At 37.1% G+C, this 26,187-nt stretch carries 15 protein-coding genes and 1 pseudogene; all 16 read left to right on the forward strand.

Going from position 1 to position 26,187, the window contains the following annotated elements:
* Positions 1-191: 191 nt before the first annotated feature.
* The 16 genes and pseudogenes from ACSYSF_RS02190 to ACSYSF_RS02265 all read left to right on the forward strand — a co-directional run bounded on the left by ACSYSF_RS02190 (position 192) and on the right by ACSYSF_RS02265 (position 26,132).
* Positions 192-3,896 (forward strand): DUF1542 domain-containing protein, encoded by a 3,705-nt coding sequence (locus ACSYSF_RS02190; protein ID WP_489868092.1) that lies wholly within the window; start codon positions 192-194, stop codon positions 3,894-3,896.
* Positions 3,897-3,929: 33 nt separating this feature from the next.
* Positions 3,930-4,025: pseudogene (locus tag ACSYSF_RS02195) on the forward strand (hypothetical protein); the annotation flags it as partial.
* Between the two features lie 279 nt (positions 4,026-4,304).
* Positions 4,305-8,915 carry a beta strand repeat-containing protein gene (locus ACSYSF_RS02200; protein ID WP_489868093.1) on the forward strand — a complete coding sequence of 1,537 codons (4,611 nt, stop codon included), beginning with the start codon at positions 4,305-4,307 and terminating at the stop codon, positions 8,913-8,915.
* A gap of 240 nt (positions 8,916-9,155) precedes the next feature.
* On the forward strand, positions 9,156-11,045 hold the full coding sequence (locus ACSYSF_RS02205; RefSeq protein WP_489868094.1) for a MucBP domain-containing protein: 1,890 nt from the start codon (positions 9,156-9,158) through the stop codon (positions 11,043-11,045).
* Positions 11,046-11,469: 424 nt separating this feature from the next.
* Positions 11,470-12,618, forward strand: coding sequence for a helix-turn-helix domain-containing protein (locus tag ACSYSF_RS02210; RefSeq protein WP_489868095.1), 1,149 nt, complete (start codon positions 11,470-11,472; stop codon positions 12,616-12,618).
* 111 nt (positions 12,619-12,729) lie between these two features.
* Complete coding sequence (locus tag ACSYSF_RS02215; RefSeq protein WP_489868096.1) at positions 12,730-14,025, forward strand: bifunctional folylpolyglutamate synthase/dihydrofolate synthase; 1,296 nt, start codon at positions 12,730-12,732, stop codon at positions 14,023-14,025.
* A 2-nt stretch (positions 14,026-14,027) separates the two neighbouring features.
* The gene (locus ACSYSF_RS02220; protein WP_489868097.1) at positions 14,028-14,651 is read left to right on the forward strand and encodes a non-canonical purine NTP pyrophosphatase; all 624 of its coding nucleotides are present in this window, start codon (positions 14,028-14,030) and stop codon (positions 14,649-14,651) included.
* Between the two features lie 5 nt (positions 14,652-14,656).
* A complete protein-coding gene (locus ACSYSF_RS02225) occupies positions 14,657-16,183 on the forward strand; it encodes a UDP-N-acetylmuramoyl-L-alanyl-D-glutamate--2,6-diaminopimelate ligase (protein ID WP_489868098.1) in 1,527 nt (508 codons plus the stop codon).
* 110 nt (positions 16,184-16,293) lie between these two features.
* A complete protein-coding gene (locus ACSYSF_RS02230) occupies positions 16,294-16,596 on the forward strand; it encodes a hypothetical protein (protein ID WP_489868099.1) in 303 nt (100 codons plus the stop codon).
* Complete coding sequence (gene argS / locus ACSYSF_RS02235) at positions 16,596-18,281, forward strand: arginine--tRNA ligase (RefSeq protein ID WP_489868100.1); 1,686 nt, start codon at positions 16,596-16,598, stop codon at positions 18,279-18,281. Before ACSYSF_RS02230 ends, argS begins: the two co-directional genes overlap by 1 nt.
* Before the next feature lie 173 nt (positions 18,282-18,454).
* Positions 18,455-18,922 carry an arginine repressor gene (locus ACSYSF_RS02240; protein ID WP_489868101.1) on the forward strand — a complete coding sequence of 156 codons (468 nt, stop codon included), beginning with the start codon at positions 18,455-18,457 and terminating at the stop codon, positions 18,920-18,922.
* Position 18,923: 1 nt separating this feature from the next.
* Positions 18,924-21,113 carry a transglycosylase domain-containing protein gene (locus tag ACSYSF_RS02245; RefSeq protein ID WP_489868102.1) on the forward strand — a complete coding sequence of 730 codons (2,190 nt, stop codon included), beginning with the start codon at positions 18,924-18,926 and terminating at the stop codon, positions 21,111-21,113.
* Positions 21,114-21,167: 54 nt separating this feature from the next.
* Positions 21,168-21,512 (forward strand): YlbF family regulator, encoded by a 345-nt coding sequence (locus ACSYSF_RS02250; protein WP_489868103.1) that lies wholly within the window; start codon positions 21,168-21,170, stop codon positions 21,510-21,512.
* 125 nt (positions 21,513-21,637) lie between these two features.
* Positions 21,638-22,831, forward strand: coding sequence for a metallophosphoesterase family protein (locus ACSYSF_RS02255; protein ID WP_489868104.1), 1,194 nt, complete (start codon positions 21,638-21,640; stop codon positions 22,829-22,831).
* A complete protein-coding gene (locus ACSYSF_RS02260; protein WP_489868105.1) occupies positions 22,821-25,154 on the forward strand; it encodes an ATP-binding protein in 2,334 nt (777 codons plus the stop codon). The genes ACSYSF_RS02255 and ACSYSF_RS02260 overlap by 11 nt, the downstream gene beginning before the upstream one ends.
* Before the next feature lie 9 nt (positions 25,155-25,163).
* Positions 25,164-26,132 (forward strand): 3'-5' exoribonuclease YhaM family protein, encoded by a 969-nt coding sequence (locus tag ACSYSF_RS02265; RefSeq protein ID WP_489868106.1) that lies wholly within the window; start codon positions 25,164-25,166, stop codon positions 26,130-26,132.
* Positions 26,133-26,187 lie beyond the last annotated feature (55 nt).

The following is a 26,187-nucleotide window of genomic DNA, read 5'->3' on the forward strand; positions in this document are numbered from 1 at the left end:
CTTGCTTTGAAATTTTATTTGCCATTATTATAAAATATTTTTATTTGCTATTTGTAATTTAATTATATGCTTTTTAACTTTAATTAGATTGATAACTTTTAAGATATAATTATTCATTTTTGATAATGATTGTTTCTAAACAAAAGACCTAAACTAGTCATAAAAGAATTTTTTAGGGGGAAATTAGTTAAATGGACAATGTCAAAGAACATTATAAGATGTATAAAGATGGGAAAAAGTGGGTATTTGCGAGTATATCAGTTATGACGGTGCTGATAACATTGGGTTTGGCAACTGACGACGCTCATGCAGATGTCGCTAATACAGATGCTGGCGTGGACAGTAGCATTAATACTAGTAATGCGAACGATGTTGCACAATCACAAGTTACATTAGAAAATAAGCAAGCAGTACCAAGTTCAGCAGTATCAGTAAATGATGGCAATAGTACCGCTAATTCAGCAGCTAGTATGCGAGAAAGTACAAGCAGTTCTGATGCTCAGCAAAATGATTCACAAACTAATTTAACTAGTGCATCAAGTCATGCAAGTGAGGCTGTTAGTAGTGCCACATCGAGTTCACAAGTAACTAGTGTCGCATCATCAACTGCAACATCAAGTCAGCCCGTTACGCAAAGCAGTGTTGCGACAAGTAGTTCGGCTTCGTCAGCACAACCTGTAAGTAACGCTAACTCAGCTACTAGCGCATCAGAAAATAGTGTTAGTCAAACATCTAATTCAGCTGCGCAGATACATAATACCTTTGCTGATACACCTAGTTCAGCAGTACGTGCCCCAAGTAGCACGGCTGCTACAACTAGCTCATCAGCCAATAATGCATCACCTAATTCAGGCAATCATAAGCAAAACAATGTCGCAAGTAGTTCAACGACAGCTACAAAAGCTACTGTGACAGCCCAAGCAGATGCGCAAGCAACATCAAGTGTGCATGTTTCAAATTGGAATGATTATGTGAATGCGTTAGGAAACAAGGCAATCAATGAAATCATTATCGATAAGAATATTTTAGCAACAGCCAGTGGAGCAATAACGATTGCCGATAGGGCTAACAATACCCTATTGATTCGGTCAAATGATGGTGGACGTTATGCGATTGATTACCGATCTGCTTATCCCAAAGGCCAACTTAATTTAACTTATGAAAACTTAGATTTGTATGGAAATTCATACTATGGTGTTGTTGATACGTATAACCTATTTACAACTAATCAAGCAAATATTACATTTAGAAATACCAGTTATAGCGGTGCACAATTAGTTTATGCCGCTTCTAATACAACGATTATTTTTCAAGGTAAAAATACAATGAAGACAGTTGATAGTTATGTTAGTCCAATTGACGGCACGACTGTCAGCGTTGGTGCATCATCACAACAAGTGTTGGAATTTACTGGAACCAATGATCATATCATTTTTGATACAGATTCAACTTTTGATGGCTCATCATATCGGGATACCGTTATTCGTATGACAGGTGATAGTAGTGGTATAACCATAAAAAAGGGAGCTAATGTTACTTTAACACCTCATGATAATGGTGGTGGTTGGTATGGTTCAGCTGAGTGGAGCTATAAGGCTAGTGGTATTTATATGTCAGGTAAGGGCGTCCTAACCGTTGAAAACGGCGCCGTGTTAAATATCAATGCTGGCCAAGATTCTGCGCAAGGTGTGACGGCAATTAATATTACTGACAGTAATACGATCGTTAACATTAACGCTGGTGCAAAGGTCAATGTTAATGTGACTGGTAATATTAGTAGTTATGGGGATGGTGTCCAAGTTGGTAATACAGCTGTTTACATCAATGGCCAATTAAATGTTGGTCGTGGCGCAACCTTTCAAGTTAATGGTTATGATATGGGTTCGTTTGCAGGTACTTTAGTTAAAATTTCTGGTAATGCTAGATTAAATAATAGTATTTTTAAGATTTCATTAGACGATAAAACTGGTGGTACAGGTAATATTATTTTGCTAGATACTGGTGGTAATGTTTCTATACAGGATCCTAAGGATTTTATGCTGCATACGGGAAATAATACCAATGCGCAATGGGTAAAAAATGGTAACTTTTCTTTGACACAAGCACGTTTAAAGACTAATTCGACAACAACAGGTCCCTTTAAGACGATTAGTTTTACTGCCAATGGTGGGAAAATTTCAGTTACAGCTGATAATAGTAAAAATATTATCGGATTAACCCAGGCAGATGAAAATAATTTAATTTCATTATTGAACCAAATTGGTAGTGATCCGACGGTTACAACACTGGAATTTGTACAAAACAATGATCCAGTTAATATTGTTGATAATCAAGTAACAGTTACAACAAATTCTGATGGTTCAAAAACAATCACTGGCTATACAGATATACCGGGCGCATTTATTCATGCTGCGGTCAATGGTAAGGAAATTGCGGGTAATAAATTAACAAGTCCATATTGGCGCGAAAACGGTAGCGATAATGCTGTCATTTATGCTGCACAAGCTGCAACGACCAAGGATTCGAATGGTAAAGGGTATAAATTTACTTTTACTATTCCTGTAGACGATGTTAATCAAATGTCTCCTGGTGCAACTATTGATACTTACGCAACACTTAATTTTGTTAATAGTAATTCAGTAAATGGTGATTTGGGTATTCTAAGTGTGTCACAACTGACTGATAACATTAATAACAATCGTGAAACAGCAAAAACTCATATTAATCAACTAGGTAATTTAACGAGTGATCAAAAAACGAAATTGAGTAATATGATTGACGCCAATGCCAATACTGCTATTAATAATTTAAAAAATACTGGTAACACTGCAAATACCGACAATAATCAAGTTTACCAAAACCTATTAAATCAACTTCAAAGTATTATTAACTTAGGAGATGGTCAGGATGCAGCAATCAGTAAATTGCAAGCAATGGCCAATACGGTGATTAATAGTATTAGTAATAATGATAAGTTAACTAGCGGTCAAATTAGTGGGTACAAAGGTGAAATAAGTCAGATGCTTAGTGAGGCTATCAGTAATATTGAAAATAGTTCAACGACTGCTGCTGCTACAATTGCTGAACAAAATGGTGAAAAACTTATAAATGCTATTAATACTGATGCACAATTACAAGTGATTAAAAACAATGCGGTTAACGAAATTAATCAAGTTGCAACAAGTGCCAGTGATGTTATTGATAATAATACTAGCTTAACAAATGAGCAAAAAACAACGTATAAAGGGCAATTAGTTGATGCGACTACAAAGGCAAAAAATGCTGTTGATAAAGCAACTAATGTCACTATGGTCAGTGACGCGCAAACAACTGGGGCTAACAATATTGCAACTATCAGTGAGGCAGCCAAATTACAAGCGGCAAAGAATGATGGTATTGCTAAATTAGATGCAGCTAAGTTATCAGTAATTGATAAAATTTCTCAATCAGGGTTAAGTACAAACCGTCAAAATGAGCTGGTTACAAATGTTAATCAAGCCTATGAAGATGCCGTGGGTAAAATCAATTTAGATACAGTAATTACAACCATTAATAGTGATACTGATGACGGTGTAACGGCAATTAATAAGATTGCTGAAACGGTTACTTTAGAGGTCAACGCTTTACATGATGCGCAAACTACAAGTGAGACAACAATTGATCAAGTAGCCAAAACAGCTAGTGATGCGATTGACGCTAATGCAAGCTTAACTGATGACCAGAAAACAGCGTTTAAAGAACAAATCACGACAGCTGCTTCAACAGCTAAAGAAGCTGTTAGTAAAGCAACAAATACCAATGATGTTAAAACAGAACAAACGACTGGTATTACTAACATCACGACTATCAGTGATGCGGCAAAGTTGCAAAGCACTAAGAATGATGCCCTTCAATAAATTAGTAATGATGCAATAAAAGCAAATGATGCAATCGATAAAAATAGCAGTTTAACTAATGACCAAAAGACAGCATATAAGGAACAAATTGCAACGATTGTTTCAAGTGCCCAAGGAACTATTAGTAATGCAACAAGTGTTGCCGATGTTAATACAGCTAAAAATGATGGTGAAACTGATGTTGCCTTAGTTAATAACGCAGCTAAGTTACAAGCTGCCAAGAACAAGGGTATTGCTAAATTAGATACGGTTAAGACGACAACAATCGATCAAATTCATCAATCTGGTTTAAACACAAATCGTCAAAACCAGTTAATCACAAATGTCAATCAAGCATATGCTGATGCGACAGGTAAGATAACGCAGGACACCACGATTGCAGCTGTTAACCAGGATACTAGTGATGGTGTGACGGCAATTAATAGTATTTCGGGAACAACAATTACAGAAAGTAATGCGCTGCATGATGCCCAAAGTACGGCCGAAAATACGGTTAATCAAGCAGCACAAGATGCGATTGCTGTAATTAACCAAAATAACAGTTTGACTGATCAGGAAAAGCAAGACTTGATTACTGAAGTCAATCAAGCGGCAACTAATACTAATAATCAGTTAGCTAATGCCACAACATCAACAGAAGTCAATCAGATTTCACAAGCTGGTCAAAATGAAATCAAGCAAGTTCTTGATGCAGCGAAGCTACAAGCCGCTAAGAACGATGCGGTTTCAGAAGTAGACCAAGCAGCTAAAATTGCTAGTGATGCAATAGATAACAATATCAGCTTAACTGATGAACAAAAGACAACGTTCAAAGAACAGGTTGCAACAGCTGTAACAACGGCTGAGGGAGCAATCAATAATGCAGCCAATGTTGATGCGGTTAATTCAGCACAGAATGATGGTGATACAAATATTGCATCTATTAGTGATGCAGCGAAGCTGCAGGCTGCCAAAAACGATGGTATTGCCAAGTTAGACACTGCCAAGACGACAACGATTGACCAAATTCATCAATCGGGGTTGAGTACAGATCGTCAAAACCAGTTAATCACAAATGTCAATCAAGCTTACGCTGATGCGACAGATAAGGTAGAGCATGATACTACGATTGTGACTGTTAACCAGGATACTAGTGATGGTGTGACAGCAATTAATAGTATTTCAGGAACGGTAACTGACGAAAGTAATGCGCTGCATGATGTCCAAAGTACAGCTGAAAATACGGTCAATCAAGCCGCACAAAATGCAATTGATGCAATTAACCAAAATAACAGTTTGACTAATCAAGAAAAGCAAGATTTGATTACTGAAGTCAATCAAGTAGCAACTGATACTAATAATCAATTAACCAATGCCACAACATCAACAGAAGTCAATCAGATTTCACAAGCTGGTCAAAATGAGATCAATCAAGTTCTTGATGCAGCGAAGCTGCAAGCCGCTAAGAACGCTGCGGTTTCAGAAGTAAACCAAGCAGCTAAAACTGCTAGTGATGCAATAGATAACAATATCAGCTTAACTGATGAACAAAAGACAACGTTCAAAGAACAGGTTGCAACAGCTGTAACAACGGCTGAGGGAGCAATCAATAATGCAGCCAATGTTGATGCGGTTAATTCAGCACAGAATGATGGTGATACAAATATTGCATCTATTAGTGATGCAGCGAAGCTGCAGGCTGCCAAAAACGATGGTATTGCCAAGTTAGACACTGCCAAGACGACAACGATTGACCAAATTCATCAATCGGGCTTGAGTACAGATCGTCAAAACCAGTTAATCACAAATGTCAATCAAGCTTACGCTGATGCGACAGATAAGGTAGAGCATAATACTACGATTGTGGCTGTTAACCAGGATACTAGTGATGGTGTGACAGCGATTAACGGTATTTCGGGAACGGTAACTGACGAAAGTAATGCGCTGCATGATGCCCAAAGTACAGCTGAAAATACGGTCAATCAAGCCGCACAAAATGCAATTGATGCAATTAACCAAAATAACAGTTTGACTAATCAGGAAAAGCAAGATTTGATTACTGAAGTCAATCAAGTAGCAACTGATACAAATAATCAATTAACCAATGCCACAACATCAACAGAAGTCAATCAGATTTCACAAGCTGGTCAAAATGAGATCAATCAAGTTCTTGATGCAGCGAAGCTGCAAGCCGCTAAGAACGCTGCGGTTTCAGAAGTAAACCAAGCAGCTAAAACTGCTAGTGATGCAATAGATAACAATATCAGCTTAACTGATGAACAAAAGACAACGTTCAAAGAACAGGTTGCAACAGCTGTAACAACGGCTGAGGGAGCAATCAATAATGCAGCCAATGTTGATGCGGTTAATTCAGCACAGAATGATGGTGATACAAATATTGCATCTATTAGTGATGCAGCGAAGCTGCAGGCTGCCAAAAACGATGGTATTGCCAAGTTAGACACTGCCAAGACGACAACGATTGACCAAATTCATCAATCGGGCTTGAGTACAGATCGTCAAAACCAGTTAATCACAAATGTCAATCAAGCTTACGCTGATGCGACAGATAAGGTAGAGCATAATACTACGATTGTGGCTGTTAACCAGGATACTAGTGATGGTGTGACAGCGATTAACGGTATTTCGGGAACGGTAACTGACGAAAGTAATGCGCTGCATGATGCCCAAAGTACAGCTGAAAATACGGTCAATCAAGCCGCACAAAATGCAATTGATGCAATTAACCAAAATAACAGTTTGACTAATCAGGAAAAGCAAGATTTGATTACTGAAGTCAATCAAGTAGCAACTGATACAAATAATCAATTAACCAATGCCACAACATCAACAGAAGTCAATCAGATTTCACAAGCTGGTCAAAATGAGATCAATCAAGTTCTTGATGCAGCGAAGCTGCAAGCCGCTAAGAACGCTGCGGTTTCAGAAGTAAACCAAGCAGCTAAAACTGCTAGTGATGCAATAGATAACAATATCAGCTTAACTGATGAACAAAAGACAACGTTCAAAGAACAGGTTGCAACAGCTGTAACAACGGCTGAGGGAGCAATCAATAATGCAGCCAATGTTGATGCGGTTAATTCAGCACAGAATGATGGTGATACAAATATTGCATCTATTAGTGATGCAGCGAAGCTGCAGGCTGCCAAAAACGATGGTATTGCCAAGTTAGACACTGCCAAGACGACAACGATTGACCAAATTCATCAATCGGGCTTGAGTACAGATCGTCAAAACCAGTTAATCACAAATGTCAATCAAGCTTACGCTGATGCGACAGATAAGGTAGAGCATAATACTACGATTGTGGCTGTTAACCAGGATACTAGTGATGGTGTGACAGCGATTAACGGTATTTCGGGAACGGTAACTGACGAAAGTAATGCGCTGCATGATGCCCAAAGTACAGCTGAAAATACGGTCAATCAAGCCGCACAAAATGCAATTGATGCAATTAACCAAAATAACAGTTTGACTAATCAGGAAAAGCAAGATTTGATTACTGAAGTCAATCAAGTAGCAACTGATACAAATAATCAATTAATCAATGCCACAACATCAACAGAAGTCAATCAGATTTCACAAGCTGGTCAAAATGAAATCAAGCAAGTTCTTGATGCAGCGAAGCTGCAGGCTGCCAAAAATGATGGTATTGCTAAGTTAGACACTGCTAAAACGACAACAATCAATCAAATTCATCAATCTGGCTTGAGTACAGACCGTCAAAACGAGTTAGTTGTTAATGTCAATCAAGCTTACGCTGATGCGACAGATAAGGTAGAGCATGATACTACGATTGTGACTGTTAACCAGGATACTAGTGATGGTGTGACAGCAATTAATAGTATTTCAGGAACGGTAACTGACGAAAGTAATGCGCTGCATGATACCCAAAGTACAGCTGAAAATACGGTCAATCAAGCCGCACAAAATGCAATTGATGCAATTAACCAAAATAACAGTTTGACTGATCAGGAAAAGCAAGACTTGATTACTGAAGTCAATCAAGTGGCAACTAATACTAATAATCAGTTAACTAATGCCATAACACCAGTAGAAGTGGATCAGATTGTGCAAAGCGGGCAGAATATAATTAACAACATTTTAAATGGCGCAAAGTTGCAGGCTGCTAAAAATGTCGCATTGGCTAAGTTGAACAATGCAAGAATTAATGCTGTAAACAAAATTCATCGTTCTAAGTTGAATATTAATCGTCAAAAAGCGTTAATTAATAGCGTTCAAAAAGCTTATGCTGATGCTGTGAACAAGGTAAATCAAGATATATCAATGAGTTTGGTTAATCAAGATGCAGACAATGGTATAAGTGCAATCAATAATATCTTAAATATTATGTCAGATGAAATGACAACCTTGCATAATGGTCAAACAGCAGCTGTAGCGCATATTAATCAAATTGCCAATAACATGATTAATGCAATTAACCATAATGCGCATCTAACAGATAAACAAAAGAACAACTTTATCGGTCAAATTATATCCGTAATAAACGTTGCAAAGGGTAGGATTGAACATGCAACTGAATTGCATGAAGTTGACACTATTGTGAATACAACACAGGTTGCTTTAGATAAAATAAATCACGCCATAAACTTGCAAGCAGCGAAAAATAACGCAATTGCTAAATTAAATACTGCTAAAAACAATGCAATTCATAAGATTAATCCATCAAGTATGAGTATTAATAAGCAAAAGGCACTTGTTCATGATATAAATACTGCATATAACTGGACAGTTAATAAAATTAATGATGAACAAAGTATTGCACAAGTAATCAAGGCTATAAATGATGGTATCAATACAATTAATAATGTTTTGTTAAATGGTGGAGCTGAGTTTTCACATGACGATAGTTCAGTTGTTACTGAATTACCTAATACACATGTTAATAATATAAAGCAAACAACTTTAAATGATTTATTGGTTGAACTACTAGGACTATTTAGTTTGTTATCATTAGGAGGAAAATTAAAAAAAGATAAAAAATGTGATAAAAAATAAGATATAAAGCATCGTCATAATTTTTTATAGTGCTTATATGTTGTTATTTTCAGAATTTAAAAAGTGTTAAAATGAGAAATTTGACTCATTTTAATGCTTTTTTTATGTTGCTAAGCAATAAATGTTCTCTAATAAAGAATTTGTGTCACTTTTTAATGTAATCAATCACTTTCAATAATGATTGGTCCTGAATCAATAATATACAATGCTTATAAATTATGAGGTTTAGGAGATTAAGTAATGTTTAGAAATGATAACCATAAGGCGTTAGTTAGTATGTCAATTGTAACGCTAACGTTAACAAGTGCCGTTAGTATTATGCCGGTTTATGCAGATGTAAAACCTGATATTGCATCGGCAACAAGTGTTAATAAGATTAACGGAATAGAAAATAAGGCAGCTAGTTCTGAGAATCAATCTTCAGTGTCAACAACGCCAACGTACAAAAGAGATTTAGTTGGTAGTACTTTGGGAGATGGTCTTCCTAGTTATTCAAATAATGCGACTGTAAAGTACGCTTTATCTAACTTAGGGATAACGCAGCAAACTGTTAATGATGATACGCATCGATTTAATAATGATTCTATGCAAATGACATATCGAGTTGGACTAAATAGTAATTATAACTATTCGCAATTAAAAGTTGTGCCCGAAGAAGATCTTGTTAAGGATGCACCTTTACGCGTATTAGCGGCTGCATATGTTTCTGGTGATACAGTGACGTCATTGCCTTTTGTTAGAAACGCTGATGGCACAACTTCGATTAATTTAAGCAATATCTCTGAAATAGGACCAAACGCATACGTTATTTACGCAATACAACCTTTGAATTCATCGGATAATGGTACACATATGTTTTTACATAGTTCAAGTACTAGTGACTTTGAAATTTATGGGTCAGATAAATCAAATGGTGAGCAATATGTAAACGGTTCACAATATGTCGCACAACATCCTGAATGGGGAACTTTATGGGGTGTTTTTAATAATCAAACTAGAATAAACGTGAAAAGTCATGCTGAAATTGCTCGTGGTACCAACCAATCTTTACAAGATTTTGTGAATGATTATGATAGTAATTCTGGTGGTACATTTGATGTCATAGATAGTGATGGTAAGGTAATTTCAACTACTAAAAACAATTTTACTTTCACAAATGATGGCACATATTACGTAAAATACTATAAAAAATTGAGTAATGGAGACTATATTTGGAATACAACTGTGGTCACTGTGGCGCCACATAAGGGTGCAGATGTAGTAGCTAACTATGTGGATGAAACCGGCAAAGAAATTGCAGATTCAGAAACAGTTAGTGGCAATATTGGTGATACGTATGAAACGCAGCAAAAGAAGATTGATGGTTATACCTTTAAAAACGTCGAGGGGAATCCAACCGGACAGTTAACCGATAAAGCTCAAATGGTTACCTACGTTTATACCAAGAACCCGGACAAAGCAGCAGATGTAACTGTTAACTATGTGGATGAAACCGGCAAAGAAATTGCGGATTCAGAAACAGTTAGTGGCAATATCGGCGATGCATATGAAACACAGCAAAAGAAGATTGATGGTTATACCTTTAAAAACGTCGAGGGAAATGCAACTGGACAATTAACCGACAAAGCTCAGACGGTTACTTACATTTATACCAAGAACCCAGATAAAGATCCTGATGTAACAACGAACCCTACGCATAAACCAGATGCGTCTACACATAAACCAAATGCATCTACGCATAAACCAGATACGTCTACACATGAACCTGACAATGCTACACATAAACCCAACGCGGGTATGAATGATTCAAAACCAGTTGATTTAAATCAACCTGATAACACAGGCCAAACGATAGCAGGTTCAAATAGTATCGATTCAAATAATAACAGTCTAGTTCCAAACACAGGTCAAAATAATAAATTAAATCAGCATAATGATAGTAATATGACGCCATTAAAAAATACTGAAAATGCAACGATAAGTAATAATCAACATTTAATTAATAAGTTGCCAGCCAAAGATAACATGTATTTGCCTAACACAGCGGCCAAACGGAAAGCTAGTTACGGGTTGATTGGCATTATTACTTTAGTGATAGGGATATTAGTTTATCTTAAGAGGCGTCGGTAGTGAGATATTAATTGTTTAAAAAATGAAACTGGTGTGAGAAATAGTTGATTAAATAAGATAAGGAAGTTTGTGATAAACTTCTTAATCTCATGCATTTATTGCAAATTTTAAAATTAATGAAGCGTTATGATGAGCAGTTTGAACTCATTTTAACGCTTCTTTTTATGAAAAATTATCATGTGAATTTTAAAGTAAATTTATGCTTAAAAAATATAATTAATTAAGCTTTGGTTCTAATAAAACACTTTTTTGATTGAAATAATACAAAAAATGGCTTTTTGCGGGATTACGTAAAATTATAGAATAGTGTAATTTGAAATTTTTGAATCATCGGCATGTAACTTTTGTGATTTAAATATTTATCATTGTTACTTTCAATGATTGTTGACAATCTGAATCAATAAAAAAGCGCAGGGATAAGTTCATGGATACATTATGTAATTTAAAGTTTTTAGGACAATTGTTGGAAATGAATATTGATTATTATCAAAAAAATGTTCATAAAACAATACAAGGTAATCTTATTAGTCGGTCTTCAAATAGAATTTATAATATTTTGGATGTATGTTCTGATAAATCATTTAACTTAGTGCGAGACGCAGATAGTTATTATCTAGTTATCAATTTTGGTAATCAGGAATATTTAGTGATGCAACCTGAATTATCAGCACCTCTATATTCAAGTAAGAATTTGGCATTGTTTACACTTACGCCACAGATAAAACCGATTTTACAGTTTGCTTATCAATTATTTAAAGAAGAGAGTGCACCTGATTGGTCACTTTATTCATTTTATTTGGATGATGCCTTGGTTAAAGATAATCGGCCAAGTGAGTTTGATCCAATTAAAGAAAAAGAAATGCATGAAAATCTGGTGAAGTTATTAGATGCATTCAATAATCAAGATGAAGAACGGCTGGTTAAATACTTGCGTTCTGAATTACGAATGAAAGAATATGGCGCAATGTTTGGAAAGAAGCATTACTTGCGCGGGCAAAAAGACACATTGATTGCTTATATATCAATATTAAATGAATCTGCTATTCGGCATAATTACTCGGTTGAAAATGCTTATTATATTTATAATCGAATTCTAGCAAAAATTGAAATGCAAGAAACTGAGATTTCGTTTAATCTCTGGTTAGAAAACATTACTTTGTATTACTTTAATGAAATGAAGCGGTATTTTACAGTAAATAATCTGTCGTTACCGGAAAAGATTAAAGGCTATATTAAAGAACACATTACGTCGAAGTTAACATTACAAGAATTAAGTGAATATTTCGGTTATTCAGAAAGATATTTGAATAAAAAATTTAAAGAAAAGTACAGTACAACGATTAAGCAGTATGTCTTAAAGAAGAAAATTGAAGTTGCGAAGAAGATGTTATTAACTACCAATTTCAGTATAAAATATATTGCTGCAAGGTTGAATTTTGCGACGACTAGTCATTTTGTTCAAGTATTTAAAACAATGTTAGATGTAACGCCTAAAGAGTATCGGAAACGGGTTTCATTAGAAAAAGAGCAGGAATTTTTAGATGAAGAGGATCCTTCATTTAAAGTTACTTAATTAAAAAAGTGTATTTTCCAGATATACCTCGAAAGTAAAAGTAACTTTCGAGGTTTTCTTGTGATAAAATGATTTCTTAGAAAAGTATACAAAAAAGGACCGGTTAGGCTGATGGGGACGGTGGAAACATATCGACAACTTGAGTCACGTTTAGGTGATGATTGGCAAATATCACCAAGTAAACATAGTCGTGTAGGCATGTTAAAAGAAATTTTATCGTGGATTGGGCATCCTGACCGACGATTGTCAGTTATTCATATCGTTGGCTCAAATGGTAAAGGGTCAACTGGTGTCATGATGAGTAAAATTCTTAAAACGGCTGGCTATCGGGTAGGTCATTTTTCAACACCGGCTATTCTGTCAGATCGTGAAGTGATTACAGTTAATGGGGAAATGATTAGTGAAAAAGACGTCATGTACCATTACAAACAGATTATGACTGAAATTAAGAATCATGGTGGCGATGAAAAAACATTAACCAAGTTTGAAATGTGGACCCTAATTGCACTCTATTATTTTGCTAAAAAAGAAGTGCAATTTGCCATTTTAGAAGCTGGTTTAGGTGGTACTGGGGATGCAACGAATGTCATTGAGTCACCATTAGTTGTGGCCATTACTAAAATTTCTGATGATCATTCAACCTTTTTAGGACATAATCTGTTAAAAATTGCTGAAAATGTCGCTGGTGCTATTAAACCAGGCAGTTTAGTTGTTAATTACCCTGGTCAGGATGTTGAAGTTTTTAAAATTTTACATGATAAGGCTGCAGAAGTTGGCGCGGTATGGAATCCATATGAAAAGCCTAAGATTACGTTGGTACGTTCATCACCAGAAGGTTTATTATTAAATGTAGATCAATTAGAAGGATTAAAACTTTCGTTGACTGGTGCTTATCAGGCCAATAATTTGAGTACGGTTTTACAGATTGTTACCATTTTAAAGAACAAGCGGATTACATTATCTGACACCGTTGTTGCTGAAGCTTTAGCCCATGTCAAAATTGCAGGGCGCATGGAATTTGATCGTAAAAATAATATTTTATTCGATGCGGCTCATAATCCTCATGGTATCAGCACATTAGTTGCTTCAATTCGTTCGTGGCATTTACCTTTTAAGCCAGTCGTTATTTTGGGCTTGGTAAAAGGTAAAAATGCTGAAGATATGTTGGATGAATTGTTACCGCATGTTAGTACCGTGATTGCAGTCACGCCGGATTCAAAAAATGCCATGTCGGCAGATGAATTAGCCGCTAATATTGTGATGACAAGTGACGTTGATGTTGAAATTGCAGATGATTCAACAGCAGCAATTTCCTTAGCCCGACAGGTACGTGAATCATCAAAGTCATTGATTGTCGTCACTGGGTCGGTTTACACCTTACGAGCAATTGAAAAGGAGGGCATTTAATTTTGCAACAATTTGTTATTGCTTCAAATAATACACATAAAACGAATGAAATGATTCGATACTTGGCTGTATTAGGCTTAACGGCTGTTAATTATCGTGAACTAATCGATCAAATAGCCTTTCCACCAGAAACAACGGACGATATGGCTACGAATGCATTAGTTAAAGCGCAGACCGTTCATGATTTATTACCAAATGAGTATATTTTAGCTGATGATTCTGCTTTGTTTATTCCAGCTATCCCAGATCATTTTGGTGTGACAACCATGCGTGAATTTAAAGCCCATCAACTAAAAGGTGATGATGAGATTAATCAGTATGTGTTAAGCCAATTACCAGGAAATGCCTCGCGTGATGCTTATTTGTTAGCTGACTTTGTGGTGATTACACCACAGGGAAAGATATATACAACCCAAGGTAAGGGTGGTGTGACCTTGGTCACTGTACCACGAGGCAATCGCAATGGCTTAGATGAACTATTGGAAACGGAAAATGGGTTAACTTTAGCAGAAATTGATATGCCTGATCGGGTACATTATGCGCATCGTGGTCGAGCAGCAATTAAAATGAAAAACCAACTACAACAAGCTGGTGAACTACAAGAAGAAAATGAAAAAGAGGACTAAACGGCATGACACTCACTGCAGATAACATTACAACGTTATTAGCTGATCAAGATTTATTAATATCAGCACCAGATTTTGATGGTGAGATACAACATTTAGCCTATAACTCAAAAGATGTTGTACCAGGCACTTTATTATTTATAAAGGGGAATTTTAAGCCTGAGTATTTAGATGCGGCAATTGCACAGGGAGCAACCGCAATTATTGCACCACAAAATTTTGAACATAATACAAACTTACCAACATGGGTTTCTGATGATGTACCAGCGGCAATGAGTATTGTCGCAATGGCTTATTATAATTACCCACAAAATGATTTATCGTTAATTGGCATTACTGGTACTAAAGGTAAGACTTCAACAGCATATATGGCTTATGAAATTTTACGTGCCTATACCCATGATAAAATTGCTTTATCATCAACATTGCAAGTTATTACAGGTAGGCAACCTGAAAACCATTATCGTGCACACCTAACAACACCTGAATCATTAGATTTATTCCGTTGGATGCGCGAAGCAGTAGATAATGGGATGACACATATGGTTATGGAAGTATCTTCACAAGCCTTTAAAATGCGTCGCGTTTATGGTTTGCATTATGATGTTGGTATCTTTTTGAATATTAGTCCTGATCACATTGGTGAAAATGAGCATCCAACCTTTGAAGATTATTTGGCACATAAGATGATGCTATTTGATCATTCAGAGCAAATTGTGCTTAATGCTGATAGTGATCATTTCGGTACTTTAATCGAGCATGCGGAAATGAATGTGCCACGTGATGGTATCTGGTTGTATGGTCAAGAAGATGCTGATTCACCTAAGGCGGATGTTTATTATGAAGCGGTCGATACAAACTTGCACGGTAGCGTTTTTAAAGTACGTGAAGTTGGTCAACAGGCTGAACATTTGCACATCGCTGGTGAATATAAGCTTGATATGCCAGGTGATTTTAATCAAAGTAATGCGCTAGCTGCGATGATTGCAACTCGTTTGGTAGACGCAGATGCACCGGCAATGGCTGAAGGGCTAGAAATGGTGAAAGTTCCTGGTCGGATGCAAGTTTTGAATACCAAATCACATGGTACAGTTTATGTAGATTATGCTCATAATTATGCATCAATTGCTGCTTTGCTTCATTTTGTTCGCCAAAATGAATCTGTTAATCAATTAACAGTTGTGGTTGGTGCACCTGGTAATAAAGGGGTTTCACGTCGCCCAGGTATTGGTAAAGCAGTGAGTGAAGGAGCTGATATTGTTTATTTAACGAGTGATGATCCACAATATGAAGACCCAGCTAAAATTGCTGATGAAATCCAAGCAGCTATTACCAATCCTGATGTTGAGATTCATCGTGAAATGGATCGTACAGCAGCGATTAAAGCAGCCATTACAGCTGCTGGTCCCGACGATGTGGTTGTACTAGCTGCCAAGGGATTGGATGAATATCAAAAGATTAATGGTGTTGATACTCCTTATGAAAATGATTGGGCTGTCGCACAACGGATAGATTCTGAGTTAGAGTTCTAGTTTTTATGCATAAAATTTGTTATAATTTATAGAATTGTCATAAAAATGGCTTCTTAAATTTGTTAATAAAATAAAAAACGAGCTCAGTTATAAAAGTAAAGGGGATTAGTATGGCTAAAGATCCAGTAGAAAATACATCCGAATTTGATTTAGGTGATTTTGTCGCCGGCAAGAAATTTGCAAACTTTGAACATGATTTCAAAGGAATCGTTGAAAAAATATACGAACATTCATTATTAGTTGAAATTACTGAAAATGATCCTGAAGATGATGCAACGGTTAATGAATATAATCATCGCGCCGTTTTGCGTATGTCAGATACTAAGATTTTAGTAAAGACAGATAATCCAGCACCTCGTCCTGAAAAGGATGATGAAGATGATAAGAAAGATGCTAAAGGAGACAAAGCTTAATGGATTACAAGAATCAAATTGCACAAAAGATTGCGGCAGTTGTTCCTGAATTGGATGACGCAACGATTCTTTCAAAGATTGAAGTACCTAAGGATGCTAGCATGGGAGACTATGCTTTCCCAGCATTTTTACTAGCTAAGTCACGTCGCATGGCACCACAACAAATTGCTGCTAATATTGTGTCTGATATGGATACAGCTGGTTTTAAAGATGTGCAATCAGTCGGTCCTTACGTGAATTTCTTTTTAGATCAAGCTCAATTTGGTGCTGATACATTAGCTGAAGTACTACGTAATACTGAATTTGGTCACAATACTGATGGTGAAGCTGGTCATATTACAATTGATATGTCATCACCTAATATTGCCAAGCCAATGTCAATGGGTCACTTACGTTCAACAGTTATTGGAAATTCATTGGCTGAAATTGCAAAAGCTAATGGTTACCAACCAATCAAGATTAATCACTTGGGTGACTGGGGAACACAATTCGGTAAGCTAATGTCAGCTTACAAGCGTTGGGGTTCTGAAGAAGAAGTCAAGGCTGATCCAATTAATACCTTGGTTAAGTATTATGTTCGTTTCCATAAAGAAGCTGAAACACAACCTGAATTAAATGATGAAGGTCGTGCTTGGTTTAAGAAACTTGAAGATGGTGATGAAGAAGCTCACCAACTTTGGGCATGGTTCCGTGAAGAATCATTGAAAGAATTCATGGAATTATACAATGACTTAGATATTGATTTTGACTCATTTAACGGAGAGGCCTTTTATAACGATAAAATGGACGCCGTTATTGATACATTGAAGGAAAAGAACTTACTTGTTGAGTCACAAGGTGCCCAAGTCGTTGATTTAAGTGATGAAGGCTTAAATGTTGCCATGATTCAACGTACTGATGGCGCAACTTTGTACATGACACGTGATTTAGCAGCTGCTATTTTCCGTAAGAACAATTACAATTTTGTTAAGTCACTATACGTTGTTGGTGGTGAACAACGTGAACACTTCAAGCAATTGAAGGCAGTCTTGAGCAAGATGGGTTATGAATGGGCTGATGATATTGAGCACATTCCATTTGGTATGATTACCGTTGATGGTAAAAAGCTATCAACTCGTTCAGGTCGTATCGTTTTGTTGAAGGATGTTTTGGCTGATTCAGTTAAGTTGGCTACTGAACAAATCAATGAAAAGAATCCAACGCTTGCTAATAAAGAAAAGGTTGCCCACGAAGTTGGAACTGGCGCTGTTGTCTTCCATGATTTGATGAATGAACGTTTGGGAGACTTTGATTTCAAGCTTGAAGAAGTGGTTCGCTTCGAAGGTGATACTGGTCCATATGTGCAATATACAAATGCGCGTGCACAATCAATTTTACACAAAGCTGGTAACCCAGAATTAGATCTTAATAACTTGGTTATTGATGATGAAAATGTCTGGGAGACTGAAAAGTTAGTTGCTAACTTTAGTGATATTGTACGTCGTGCCTGGCGTGACCGTGAACCATCAGTTATTGCAAAATATGCTTTGAATTTAGCACGTACATTTAACAAGTACTATGCTAATTCAAAGATTCTAGTTGAAGACGATCAATTGAATGCTCGTCTAGCGCTAGTATCAGCAGTTTCATATATTTTGACTGAATCATTACGTTTGTTAGGCGTTAAAGCACCTAAGGAAATGTAAAATCAAATTTTAATAATTTTAACAAAGGGACTGAGACAATTTTTGGCTCAGTCCCTTGTTTGTATTTAAACCAACTGGTTACAGTCATATTTAAGCTAAATAGTTGATTATGTTAAAATAAGAAGAGTGAGAATGCCCTGTTGTAGGGAATTAAATAAAAAGGGGAATGAAACATGGCTTTAAAAAAACAAGAACGCCAAGCAAGGATTCTTGAAATTTTGGCACATGACGTGATTGATTCTCAAGATGAGATTTTACAACGATTACAAGATGCAGGTATTGCGGTGACCCAAGCAACTGTATCACGTGATATCAAAGAATTGCGGATTGTCCGCCAGCCCGACGCCGAAGGACGGTCACGTTATCAAGTGATGCCCGACTATGCGCGTGCTAACATTGATACAAGTAATCAAATCATGCAGGGATTTGCTGATATGGCGACTAGTGCTGTGCCAGTTGAATTTATGATTGTGGTAAAAACAACCCAAGGTAATGGTAATCGATTGGCAGCAATGATTGATGATGCAGACATATCAGAAATTGTTGGTACATTAGCTGGACATAATACAATTTATGTCACAACGCAATCGTCAGCGGTAGCAGGAGATGTTGCCGAACAGTTTAATAAGTGGATACAATAATATGAAAGAGTTTTTCAAAAGAATTAAAGCTTGGTTGCAAGACAAGCTAGCACCAATTTGTGCTTGGTTCCGTCGTGTATTTGCGCCATTAATTCGTATACACCAACGTTTTTTTCAACCGATTTATGCCTGGCTTAGAAAAACATTTGGACCATTTTGGCATCGATTTCAAATTAATCGTTGGTTGATCACGTTATTTCTAACATTGATTTTAGTCATTAGTGTGTTGGGAACATTCGAAGCAAAAACAACTGATGTAACTGATTTAAAGAAACGTCTGCAATCAACGACAGAAATTTATGACAATGCTGGCAACAAAGCGGGTAGTTTGTCAGGTCAAAAGGGAACGTATGTGAAGTTTAAAAACATTTCACCGCATGCGGTTAATGCAGTTATTGCGACTGAGGATCGTAACTTTTATAAAGAACATGGTTTCTCAATTAAAGGTATGACACGTGGTGCATTAACAACGATTTGGTATCGTATTCGTGGTAGCAATGTTTCGGTTGGAGGCTCGACTTTGACACAGCAATTGGTTAAAAATGCCTTTTTGAGTCAAGACCAAACTATTAAACGAAAAGTACGCGAATTATTCTTATCAGTTGAGGTAGAAAAGAAGTTTTCAAAGCATGAAATTTTAGCGATGTATCTGAATAATGCTTACTTTGGTCATGGTGTTTGGGGAATTCAAGACGCTGCTAAAAAATACTTTGGCGTTGATGCAGCTGATTTGTCTGTTTCACAGAGTGCCATGTTGATTGGTATGTTGCAATCACCAAATGGATATGACCCATTAACGTATCCAGAAGCGGCTAAAGACCGACGTGATCAAGTGTTAGAAAATATGGTTTCAACCAAATATCTGACACAAGCCCAAGCTAACTATAATGCTGATTTGAAAATTGGTGCTAGTGATCATGATGTTGATAATTCAAATTATAATTATCCATACTATTTCGATTCAGTTATTAACGAAGCAATTAGTAAGTATGATTTGAAAGAACAAGATATTTTAAATAATGGTTACAAAATTTATACAACGCTAAATCAAGATGATCAATCAAACTTGCAGAATGATTATGATAATCCAAATCTAAATCCAATTGGGGAAGGTTCACAGGCGGCTTCGATTGTGATGGATGCTAAAACTGGTGGTGTTCGTGCAGTTGTTGGTGGACGTGGTGATCATGTCTTTAGAGGTTTTAACCGTGCAACACAATCACGACGGTCACCGGGATCAACAATTAAGCCAATTGTTGATTATGGTCCTTCGTTGTCACGCGGTTTCTCGTATGATTCTGATTTAAAGAATAGTGAGATGAGTTTTGGAACGAATGGTTACTCACCTTCTAATTATGGTAATTATACAAGTGAGAAAATACCAATGTATAAAGCTTTGGAAAATTCATATAATATTCCAGCCGTGTGGTTGCTTGATCAAATGGGGGTATCAACTGGTTATGATGCTGCCAAAAAGGCGGGGTTGCCATTAGCAAAGTCTGATAAAAACTTGTCGTTGGCTATTGGTGGGCTAAAGAAGGGTGTTACACCACTTGAAATGACCCAAGCGTACACAAGTTTTGCCAACGGTGGTGAAATGAGTGAAGGCCACTTTATTACTAAGATTACTGATGCTTCAGGTAAGACGATTGCCGAAGATAAGGAGAAGCATACCCGTCTATGGTCAAGAAAAGTAGCCAATGAAATGACTTCAATGATGTTAGGCGTCTATACTCATGGAACCGGTGCCGATGCTGACCCAGCTGGCTTTGATGTTGCTGGTAAAACAGGAACCACCGAAGTATCAGGAACTGATTCAACTAGTGATAATGCAACTGATTCATGGGCAATTGCCTATACACCAGATGTCGTTGTTACCACTTGGTCAGGATATGATGAAACAGATGCTGGTCATACGATTTCAGCATACTTGTCACAGACATCCGGACCATTGATGAAAACAACATTGGAGCAAGTATTACCAAATACAAAGCAAACTAAGTTTAGTGTGCAAAGTGTACGTGATAAGATGTCTGCCAGTGAAAACGGTGAATCAAATTCACGCAGTGGTCTGAAAGATAATCTGTCAGGTATTGGTGATCAAATCAAACAAGGGGCAAGCAGTACTTGGGGCACTGTGAAAGATGGTGCGAAAAAAGCTTGGTCTGGAATACAATCACTCATACCATAGTTTGTTAAAATATGAGATAATAGTTGTATTACAAGAGATGGGAAAAGGATACTTATGATAAATATTTACGATAATGTCAATGCAGTTGCTTCAGATTTGCGTGAAACAGCACAATACAAGACGCTACGTGATGCTATTGCAACAGTTGATGGGGAACCTGAAGCAAAGGCAGTCTTTTCAAAATTCCAAAAGGCACAAGGGGAAATTAACCAAGCTGTCCAAGCTGGTAGCGAACCTGAAGAAAGCCAAATCAAAGAATGGCAAGAAATTGCTAATGAAATGGAAAAGTATGATTCATTAAAGCAAATGCTTGAAGCTGAAAAAGGTTTGAACCAATTGTTAATGCAAATTAACGATATCATCACCAAGCCAATTGCTGAATTATACGGTCAAGACTAAGTTCAGATTTTTGGAACATGGTTGGAACATGTTTAAGACAGAGCGAGACAATGTTGTCTCGCTCTTTTTTTTGGCTCTAAACTCAAATATAATAAGAATAAAACAATAAAAGGGAGATGGATGACATGAAGTTTATTCATGCTGGTGATTTACATCTTGGCAATCCATTTGGTGGGTTATCCATTACACCAAATTGGTTAAAAGAAAAAATACAACAAGCAACCCAAACGGCGCTACATCGATTAGTTGATGATGCCATTATGGCAGCAGTTGATTTTGTTGTGCTTGCCGGTGACTCATTTAATACGACAACTCCAGACGCGCGTGCACAGCTTGACTTAGTGAATGAATTACAACGATTGGCGGATGAAGATATTCCTGTCTTTATGATATTTGGTAATCATGATTTTGTCAGTGACTGGGAACATTTACCAACATTTCCTGATAATGTCACGTTATTTCCAGCAACAGTGACAACTCATCAGATTACAACGGCCGCCCATGAAACTGCGGCTATTACGGGCTTTTCATATACCCAACGGCACATTTCAACGGATCAAGTTGCACAATTTCCAGTAAAGGATACCAGTGTTGATTGGCAGATAGGCATGTATCATGGCGCTGTTGGTGAAGTAGGCACGGGTGATTACGCGCCATTTAGTATGCAGGCTTTACAACAAAAACATTATGATTATTGGGCACTTGGTCATATTCATGTTCGTGAAACATTACAAGAACATCCTTTTATTGGTTATTCGGGTAGTATTCAAGGATTGGATAAAACGGAAACTGGTCCAAAAGGTTACTACATGGTGGAAAGTCAAGGTAATCAGCTAGTCCCAACATTTACTCCAGTGGCCCCGATTACTTGGATAACAGAACATGTGCAAACTGATCGTGATTTGAACACTTTAGTGCAGTATGTGCGTGAACAATTTGCTTTCAAAGATGAATTTGAATTAATTTCATTACAACTTGAAACAAATCAAACAAATGTTTTATCGGCAATCACCAACCAACAACTACTAGCGCAGTTTGTCGCTGCTGCCCAACCGAATGACATGTTTTTCATTTATGAAGTGCAGGGACAACCTAAGCAACAGGAAACTAGTCTGCCAGCAGTAGACGAGCAATACTGGTCAGCGACCGGGGCGAATGTTTTTAATATAGATCAATTACAAAAGCTCGGCTTGAAACAGGTAACGGATGCCGATGTACTCGATTACTTTTTTAATGAAGATACCTTAAAAGAGTTACAAGTGGCTGTTCAAAACCAATTACAAATATCACAGATAGGGGATGAAGACCATGTGGATTAAAAAAGCACATATTGTTGGTTTTGGCCAGTTTAACCAACAAAATTTTGATTTTGTGCAAGGATTGCAGGTTGTCCAAGGTCTCAATGAAGCTGGTAAGACAACGCTTCATCAATTTTTGTTTGATATGTTGTTTGGTTTTCCGCAGGCTAAAGGTCGTAAAATCAATACCTATGAACCGTTAGCCAAAGGACCCTATGGTGGCAGTATTCAATTTGAAGTTGATCACCAGTTATATGAATTAGAACGTTTGGGGCGTACACAAACAGCGACAACACTGACGGCAGTCGCAACAGGACAAGTTTTTGCTGACCCAGAAGCAATGTTAGCAAAATTGTTAGGACCAGTTGATCGTGATTTATATTTAGCGATTTTTAGTTTTGATCAGGAAGCATTGATGGCAATTTTTTCACTGAAACCAGATGATTTTGCAGCCTATCTACGGACATTAGCAACGCCGGGTGCGCAAGATTGGTTAGATGTTGCCAACCAGTGGGAAAAACAAGCAACGTCAAAATTTGGTAGTACCAAAACAGCTCATCGTGAAATTAATCAAGCTTTGGCGCAATTAAAGCAACAACGTCAACAATTGCAGGCAAGTATTCAACAACAACCATCGTTGGATAAATTGCAAACCGAAGCGCAAGGGTTAACCCAACGGCTTGAAACACTGCAACAACGTCAGCGTCAGTTGCAAAATCAAATGACGCATCAACAAGCGCAAGCACATTTGGTGCCAGTGTATCAACGTTGGCAAAAAATTAATCAACAAGTAAAAGCTGCTGGTAAACCATTGGACTTAACAATCGCTGATAAAGCTGAGCGTGTACGACAACAATTGTCATCACTAGACGAGATGATGGTTACAACAGCCATTACGAAACAACAAGTTGAAAATGCAGATGCTGCAATTGAACGGTTAGAAAAATTAGAACAAAAGCAAACTGATTTATCTAATCAGCAAGCACAGATAGGAAAACTACAAAATGATATTTTAACGAAATATCATTGGTCTCAATTACCGCCATTGTTGACAGCTGACCAAAAAGCAAAACTGAATGGTCAATCAGTTAATAGTAAAGGTGGTTTTAACACTAAGACATTAATGCTTAGCGCTGTTATTGGGTTAGTGTTGTTATTAATTGCTGCATTTACACAACACTTAGTAATTGGCGTCGTTTTGTTTGTTATTTCGATTGTAATCGGTGGTTGGCAAGCTTACGCACAGACAAAGCATCCTGTTACAACTGATGAAGAATTTCCTGAAGCTTATCAAAATATGGCAGCAACAGATATTTTGGCGGTTCAAGATGCCATTCAACAGCTAAATGACCAGTTATTAACGGCTAACCAAGACTTTCAAACACAACAAGCCAATTTATCAGATTTAGTGAATGTTAAAGCATCCTTGAATTGGTTAGGTGAAGGGTTAACGGTGGCTGAATATCGTAAACGGTTAATGGACGTTCATGTTCAACAAGAAACAATGGGTCAGCAACAATTACAGCGTGAAAACCTGCAACAAACTTTGCAAGATTTGTATCAGCAACTTGGGGTTAAAGATGCGGCGATGTTACGGCAACGTCGTGATGCACAACGTCAGGTGAATGACTTAAAGCGTGAAGGCATGATGTTGGCAGAACAATTAGGCGATGCTGACTTACACGAACTAGCAGCACAGGCAGCAACAATGACGCAACAAACACAACCGGCGAGTGAAAACCAGGAAGTGCTACAACGTATTCAGCATGAAAAATCACAAGTTAATCAACGGTTGGCAGAAGTAAATGTGCAATTACAAAATTTGCAAACTGATAATACCGTTGAAAATCAACAGCAAATGGTGGCTAATCAAGTAACCTTGGTTAATCAACAACTAAAACAATACTTTGTAGATCGCTTGGGTAGTGAATGGATTCGTCAAGCGCTTAATGCGGCCATTATCGACCGGCTACCAAATTTGTTGCACCAAGCCAGTGATATATTTGCACGTTTAACGAATAATCATTATCAAAAGATTCAACAAACTAAGACGCTCCTTAAAGTTGTGCGTGATGATCGTAAAGTATTAGGGGTTAATCAATTGTCAAAAGGAACGGCTTCGCAATTATATGTTGCCTTGCGGCTAGCATTTGTGATAAATGTGTCAGATACCTTACAGTTACCATTATTAATTGATGATGCGTTTGTTGACTTTGATGATCAGCGTCGTGATGCTATGATGACAGTATTAAATGAATTAGCAAGCAACGAACAACAAATTTTTTATTTTACTGGACGACAAGTGACAAGTGAACATGCGCTTAAGCTGGTGCACCAGCAGTAGGAGGATATTTTGGCAAAAACATTAAAAGAATATCAATTAGATGAACGTGTTGAAACCTTTGCATTATTAAAATCAGTTGATGTACGAATGACGCAGCAAGGTAAGCGTTACATGGCTTTACAATTAGCTGATCGTTCAATGACCATCAAGGGTATGAAGTGGGATGCGACCGAAACGGAAGTTAATCAGTTACAAGCGGGGATGGTTGTGTCTATCCAAGCAGTTCGGCAAGCATACCAAGATAAACCACAATTAAAGGTCTTAACAATTCGGCCAACTCAAATGGGTGAACCACAAGATCCTGCTGATTTCGTGGCTGCTGCGCCAATGAAAAAACAAGATATGGCTGAAGAAGTGTCAGCGATTATTTTTCAAATTACCAATGCCAATTGGCAGCGGATAGTTCGTCATATTTTAGGAAAGTATCAAGATGCGTTCTTACAGTTTCCAGCAGCAAAGTCGAATCATCATGCTTTTGCAGGTGGATTAGCGTTTCATAGTTTATCAATTGTGCATTTAGCCCAAGCAGTTGTGAAACAATATGCAAATATTAATGCTAGTTTGTTATATGCAGCTGCATTATTGCATGACTTAGGCAAAGTCATTGAGCTATCTGGTCCCGTTGCAACACAATACACAAAGGTGGGAACGTTGATTGGTCATATTGTACTCGTTGATGAAGAGATTGTTTTGGCAGCAAATGAATTAAATATTGATTTGTATAGTGAAGATATGTTGGTTTTGCGACATACAGTGCTTGCGCATCATGGCTTATTAGAATATGGGTCACCAGTGCAACCGATGATTAAAGAAGCCAATATCTTACACCAGTTAGATGAACTAGATGCTAGTATTCAAAGTTTTGACAATGCTTTAGATCAAACAAATCCAGGTGAATTTTCACCTCGGCAATGGGCATTAGACAATCGCAGTGTGTATAAGCCAGAAAATAGTAGTTTCAATAATGAAACAGATTAGGCAAAAAACATTGTGAGACCGTTTGCAAAATGCTATATTTTTGCCTAAAATTAAG

Source organism: Weissella sp. ESL1139, from assembly GCF_058506735.1.

Bases quoted from the DNA above. Each gene is read 5' to 3' on its own strand.
- ACSYSF_RS02190 (WP_489868092.1), top strand. From the start codon at position 192: ATGGACAATGTCAAAGAACATTATAAGATGTATAAAGATGGGAAAAAG.
- ACSYSF_RS02205 (WP_489868094.1), top strand. From the start codon at position 9,156: ATGTTTAGAAATGATAACCATAAGGCGTTAGTTAGTATGTCAATTGTA.
- ACSYSF_RS02210 (WP_489868095.1), top strand. From the start codon at position 11,470: ATGGATACATTATGTAATTTAAAGTTTTTAGGACAATTGTTGGAAATG.
- ACSYSF_RS02215 (WP_489868096.1), top strand. From the start codon at position 12,730: ATGGGGACGGTGGAAACATATCGACAACTTGAGTCACGTTTAGGTGAT.
- ACSYSF_RS02225 (WP_489868098.1), top strand. From the start codon at position 14,657: ATGACACTCACTGCAGATAACATTACAACGTTATTAGCTGATCAAGAT.
- ACSYSF_RS02230 (WP_489868099.1), top strand. From the start codon at position 16,294: ATGGCTAAAGATCCAGTAGAAAATACATCCGAATTTGATTTAGGTGAT.
- argS (WP_489868100.1), top strand. From the start codon at position 16,596: ATGGATTACAAGAATCAAATTGCACAAAAGATTGCGGCAGTTGTTCCT.
- ACSYSF_RS02240 (WP_489868101.1), top strand. From the start codon at position 18,455: ATGGCTTTAAAAAAACAAGAACGCCAAGCAAGGATTCTTGAAATTTTG.
- ACSYSF_RS02245 (WP_489868102.1), top strand. From the start codon at position 18,924: ATGAAAGAGTTTTTCAAAAGAATTAAAGCTTGGTTGCAAGACAAGCTA.
- ACSYSF_RS02250 (WP_489868103.1), top strand. From the start codon at position 21,168: ATGATAAATATTTACGATAATGTCAATGCAGTTGCTTCAGATTTGCGT.
- ACSYSF_RS02255 (WP_489868104.1), top strand. From the start codon at position 21,638: ATGAAGTTTATTCATGCTGGTGATTTACATCTTGGCAATCCATTTGGT.
- ACSYSF_RS02260 (WP_489868105.1), top strand. From the start codon at position 22,821: ATGTGGATTAAAAAAGCACATATTGTTGGTTTTGGCCAGTTTAACCAA.